The organism is Okeania sp. SIO3B5 (assembly GCF_010692555.1).
Classification (GTDB): Bacteria; Cyanobacteriota; Cyanobacteriia; order Cyanobacteriales; family Microcoleaceae; genus Okeania.
On the sequence record NZ_JAAHHG010000589.1, the window covers coordinates 1 to 5,934 of the forward strand.

The window sequence follows — 5,934 nt, forward strand, 5'->3', positions numbered from 1 at the left end:
TAAGGAAGTAACAACGCTACTTAAGCGACAAAAAGGTAAATGTGCATCTTGTGGTCTAACCTTTAGACCAAATGACCTAATTGAAGTTGACCATATAAAACCAAGGTCTAAAGGTGGTGACAACACATACAAAAATAAACAACTGTTGCACCGACATTGCCACGATACTAAAACTGCCTTAGATAAAAAGACATACACACAACCGAAGTTACAGGACTTACCTGAAAATTATTTATGGGTTGACGATATGTTGATATTAAGGTAGGGATGTACCCATGACAAGGGACGTTTAAGAGAGGAGCCGTGTGAGGTGAAAGTCTCACGCACGGTTCTGAAGACGAGTCGGTTTGGTAACAAACTGGCTTAGTTTAACAACCGGATTATTAATCTGTCTCCTTGTCCAATTTTGGTAGTACCTTAGATTGGGGTTGACGACTGTTAACCATAAATTGTTGAAAACCTTAGACTAACCACAAATCTAACCAAAACGCTTATTTGTGTTTAAATGGTTAGTCCAGCCCACTTTTTTCAAGTAAACGTTATTTTAGTCACAATACGTCGGGATGCTCCGCCAGTTCCGACCTCTATTGTTCGGCATTAAACAGGCAAAGAGATTTGAAAAGCTAGTGTGCCGAACGTAAAAAGCTTAAATAACCGGGCGAGGCCAACTTAACACGAGAGTAGAAGGGACGCAACAATGTCCAATTCAACCAAATTATTGTATAAAGTAGTTGCTAGAAGTAGAAAAGTGTTGTAATATTAAACAGGTATAGGACTTAAGATGAATTATAGCGGGTGAATGCGACTTGTTGACAGACATATTATTAACCGAACACATCAGTATTGGCGGGTGTGTGATGAGTTAGCCTTTAAATCAAAAAACTTGTACAACCTGGCTAACTATTATTGTCGTCAGCATTTTTTCAGGTGCTCAAAAAGTCTAGATTTAACCAAGCTATATCACGCCACCAAAAATAGTGATGCCTACAGAGCATTAGCAACTAAAGTATCAAAACAAATCATAAAATGCTTGGTTGCAACTTGGCGTGGCTATTTTCAAGCTATCAAAGAATGGTCGCGCACATCCAAAAAAGTTTCACGCTCAACCCAAAATACCAAAGTATAAGGACAAAAGCAAAGGCCGAAATGTAGTTATATATTCATGCATAATCAGTTTATAAAGCACCTCTCAAAGACGGTATTTGTCACTTATCTATGAGCCAAATCAAAATACCAGTAGTGGTTGAGGAGGTAGTTGAAGTGCGAATAGTTCCTGCTACTGGCTGCTATGTAATTGAAGTTGTATATGAAAAAACTTCTGTTCCACAGATACAGTCAGCATATGTAGCAGGAATAGATTTGGGAATTGACAGTAAGGTAGCTCTATCTACAAATAAGCCTGGTGTCAAACCACTGCTGATTAATGGGAAGCCACTAAAAAGTGTCAATCAATTATATAACAAGCGAAAAGCCAAGTACCAAAGTGTTCTCAAAGGCCAGAAAAAAACTAGCCGTAAGATTGAAGCATTGAGTTATCATCGGAACCGTTTTGTCGAGAATTATCTGCATAACACCAGTAAATTAGTGCTTGAGTATTTAACCACAAATAATATTGGTACTGTAGTCATAGGAAAAAATGATAACTGGAAACAAAGTGCAAATATCGGCAAAAAAAATAATCAAAACTTTACCCAAATACCGCACTCTAAGTTAATTCAACAGATAACTTATAAATGTCAACTGGTTGGTATTAAAGTTATTGAAACCGAAGAAAGTTACAGCAGTAAAACATCTGCTATCGATCTAGAAAAACCAATATGCTATTGAATTCTATGTAGGCAAGCGAGTCAAACGTGGTTTATTCAGAAGTGCAACAGGTAAAGTAATTAATGCCGACGTTAATGGTAGTCTTCAGATATAAGATAAGAAATTCCCAGGGGCATTTACTGCCGAGGGAATAGTGAGCTGTGCCGAGAGCGCCAATATTGGTTAATCCAATATCAAGATAAAAGCTGTTATGATTTTCTACAGTTTTTTTCGTACGGTTTATCTATCCTAGAAATGTTTCTTGGGGAGCGAACTTGGTCTGTTGGTACAGTTGCAGCTTATGTTCTAGAAAATTTTTTGGAGGGTGAAGAGGGTGAAAAAAATCCTCAGTTACCCAAAATGCCATTAGGAGTAGCAGATTTATTGCAACACTGTTTTCAAGAAAATCCGAGCGATCGCCCCAAAAATCTCCAGCAAGTAGCTGCGGAACTGATTAAAATTTATCAGGAGGAAATAGGTGCAACTTACCCGCGTCAAAAACCCTCTATGGCTAGAGATATTGCTGACAGTCTCAATAACCGAGCTGTCTCATTATTAGATTTGGGTAAGCCAAAACAGGCATTACAACTATGGCAGAAAGCACTGAAAACTCATCCCAGACATCCAGAGTCTACATATAACCGAGGTTTACTACTATGGCGTTATCAAAAAATTAATGATGATATCGTTGTCAAAGAACTGGAGTCAGTCTGCAAATCTGACACTGGAGATAAAAAGGGTGAATATTTTCTGGGTTTAGTTCATTTAGAACGAGATGACTGTCAAGCTGCTATAGAATTTTTGAGTAGAGGCGAACAAGAAGAAGTAAAGGCGGTTTTAGATTTAGCACAACAACGTTTATCTCGATCGCGGAAACTATTACGTCACTTTGACCAGGATAGTACAAAAGTTAATTCGGTTTGTCTCACCCCTAATGGCAAATATTGCTTTGCTGGAAAACACGATGGTAAATTAGAGCAGTGGGATGTAGTAACTGGAAAATGTCGCACATTTACCGGACACATTGGGGAAGGAATAAAGTCAGTCAGCATTACTCCTGATGGTAAATATGGAATTTCTCTAAGTAACTTGACTCTAAAATTATGGGAGTTAGCTACAAGTCAAGAACTCTGTAGTTTTCCCATAGATAACTCGGAAAATTCTGTCTTGAGGAGTGCTGATAGTCGTTTTGCCCTGTCTTTACAAAGCAGATTTTTCACTCTATTGGAAGTAAGTACGGGTCGCAAACTATATGTCTTTGAAGGAGGAGGTAATACTGTTAGCCTGACTCCAGACGGTAAGTTAGCTCTAGGAATAGATGGTATTCCTAAACTGTGGGATGTAAAAACAGGGGAATGTGTGGGTAGTTTTGATGGTCATGGAAAAAAAACTAATTCAGTTTGTCTGACCTCTGATGGCAAATATTTTCTATCTGGAAGTGATGATCTAACTTTAAAACTTTGGGATATCACTACAGGTAGTTGTATCCGTACTTTTAATGGACATCAGGGAAAAGTTAGGTCTGTTTGTGTCAGTCTAGATGGTAAGTTGGTAATATCTGGAGACAACAAAACACTGAAATTCTGGAAATTAGCTACAGGGCGTTGTTTACAGACTTTTAATGTAGATGAACCAGTTAATTCAATTTGTATTAGTGCAAATGGAGATATGGCTGTGTCAGCAGGTGTGGGGTTAAAGTTGTGGGCGGTGGGTATTGGCAGTGGTTATCAAGCAGCTATGATGTTGTGTCGGGTACAGTCGGCAGAAACAATTTTATCTGCTGGGCAGATTTATCAGCAAGAGTTGGCACAAGCCAAAATTGCTAAAAAACGTGGGGATAATGTAGCAGCAGCGAGACATATTAGGAAGGCGCGATCGCAACCAGGATATAATCGAGATGCAAAGGCTTTGAAAGCTTGGACGGAATTATATTTGTGTCTTCCACGTCAAGGATTTAAAGATGCTTGGGAACAGAGAACATTTATAGAACATTCCAGTCACGTTAACTGCATTTGTTTGACTAATAATGCTGAATTTGCTATTTCTGGCAGTTCTGACAATACTCTTAAATTATGGAAAGTTAGCGTTGGGAAATGTCTGAAAACTTTTGAAGATTACTTGCAAGGCAGTATAAATTCAATTTGTCTGAGTTCGGATGAGCGGTATGTTATATCTGGCAGTCAGGATGGGGCGCTGAGACTGTGGCAGGTTAAAACAGGCGATCGCTTAGTTACATTTACAGGGCATACAGCAGGAGTGACTTCAGTCTGTCTGAACCCAGATAGCAAATTTGCTTTATCAGGGAGTTTTGATAATACCCTCAAATTGTGGGATGTAGCAACAGGTTACTGTATGCGTACTTTAGCAGAACATACTAAAGGAGTTACTTCTGTGTGTCTGAGTTCAGATGGTGAGTATGCGATATCTGGTAGTTTGGATAAAACCATTAAACTGTGGGAAGTGGCTACGGGTAAATGTCTCCAGACTTGGGATGAACACAGTGATGCAGTAACTTCTGTTTGCTTTAGCCTGGATAATAAATATGTTCTTTCTGGTAGTTTAGACAGAAGCTTGAAGTTGTGGGAAGTGGTTACAGGTGAATGTATTAATACATTTGAAGGGCATATAGAAGGAGTAACTTCAGTTAGTTTCAGTGCGGATGGTTGCTATGCTTTGTCTGGGAGCAATGACAAAACGCTTAAGTTATGGGATATAAAGACTGGTTGTTTGCGAACTTTCGAGGGGCACGGGGAAGCAGTCAAGGCAGTTTGTTTCAGTTTAGATGGTTGCTATATTCTATCTGGAAGCAATGACGGTTCAATGAAATTATGGGTTTTAGATTGGGAATTGGCAGAACGAATTCCTACTAAGTGGGATGATGGAGCTATGGTTTATTTGGAAACTTTTCTCATCCAACATACTCCCTATGCTATTACTTTGCCTCCTCGTTTACTTCAATATCAAAATAATAATCAGAATGTGCAACAAATTTTAGGTTTTTTAGTGCGACTTTTCCTAACTTTTTTTGCTCTAGGTGGGTTACGGGGGATAGCAACAGTAATTATATTTATTTTGGGAGCAATGTTTGGAGCAAGGAATGGTTTTAAATCTCTCAAGTTTGCATTGGGATTAGGATTTTTTGGGGTGGTTACATTGCTATCTCCCTTGAACAGACTATTTAATATTTTTTCTAGGAGTGCTGTTTCAATTAATCCTTTTATTAGACATATCAACCAGTTTATTTTATGGATGACAACGATGATAATTTTTGGTGTTTTGCAAGTAGCAATAGGAATGATGATAGGTATGTTGATAAATGCAGGATTTAGAGCATTTTACTCTCAAGCTAAATCTAGAAAAACAGCAAAACAGCGAGGTATAGAAATGCCAGGCAATAGGGTTTGGAAATATCTGAAAATAGAATTTGGTACAAAATGGTCTATAGTTATGTTAATCCTAACAATGATATTGGGTTATTGTTTAGGAAGTGTATTTTCTTACAATAAATTAAATAGATTTTTACTACCGTTGATTACTCCTATTAGTTTAATAATTGGATTTAAAGTAGTTTTAGCTGAAGTGAAATTGGGAATAGGAATTCAAGATAAAATTCCTCTTGTACTTGGTACAAGGATTTGGAAATATTTGAAAGCAAAACTAGGTACTATACGGGCTTTAGTTATTTTAGCTATGACAGTTATTTTAATGATAATAGGTTTAGGATTAACTTTGATAATGAAGACATATCTATTTTTCCTGACTGCTGTTTTAATAATTAGTCTGCCATTAATTTGGATGATTTTTTATCTGCCTTTAGGGCGATTGTATATGATTAGTAAATATCGTTATTCTGAAAAGAATAGAATTAAACCTTAATTTTGAGCAGAAGATATTTAAATTTACTATAGCAATTACACCTAACGATCCCCCGCGCATCCTCCTTGAAAAGGGGGAGTTTGAAGTTCCCCCCCTTTTTAAGGGGGGTTATATCATGTCCGGATAATTAGTTATAAAAAAACTTTCTCCTTCAACTCCAGTTCTTCTTCTTTCTTCCCTCTTTACTCCTGACTCCTGACTCCTGACTCCTGACTCCTCCGTAGTTATTTATTTATCACTGTTCAACCGGAC

4 protein-coding genes are annotated in these 5,934 nt (G+C 37.7%); all 4 read left to right on the forward strand.

Annotation, left to right across the window (positions count from 1 at the left end):
* Nucleotides 1-265: HNH endonuclease signature motif containing protein (locus F6K54_RS38825; protein ID WP_366558368.1), on the forward strand; the 265-nt coding region annotated here is incomplete at its 5' end.
* Between the two features lie 534 nt (nt 266-799).
* Nucleotides 800-1,126: a hypothetical protein gene (locus F6K54_RS38830; RefSeq protein WP_293089487.1), complete on the forward strand. Its 327-nt coding sequence runs from the start codon at nt 800-802 to the stop codon at nt 1,124-1,126.
* Between the two features lie 89 nt (nt 1,127-1,215).
* Entirely contained in the window at nt 1,216-1,827 is a 612-nt protein-coding gene (locus tag F6K54_RS38835) for a transposase (RefSeq protein ID WP_293089489.1), read from the forward strand.
* 234 nt (nt 1,828-2,061) lie between these two features.
* Entirely contained in the window at nt 2,062-5,682 is a 3,621-nt protein-coding gene (locus F6K54_RS38840) for a hypothetical protein (RefSeq protein WP_293089490.1), read from the forward strand.
* Nucleotides 5,683-5,934 lie beyond the last annotated feature (252 nt).

Bases quoted from the DNA above. Each gene is read 5' to 3' on its own strand.
- F6K54_RS38840 (WP_293089490.1), top strand. From the start codon at position 2,062: ATGTTTCTTGGGGAGCGAACTTGGTCTGTTGGTACAGTTGCAGCTTAT.
- F6K54_RS38830 (WP_293089487.1), top strand. From the start codon at position 800: ATGCGACTTGTTGACAGACATATTATTAACCGAACACATCAGTATTGG.
- F6K54_RS38835 (WP_293089489.1), top strand. From the start codon at position 1,216: ATGAGCCAAATCAAAATACCAGTAGTGGTTGAGGAGGTAGTTGAAGTG.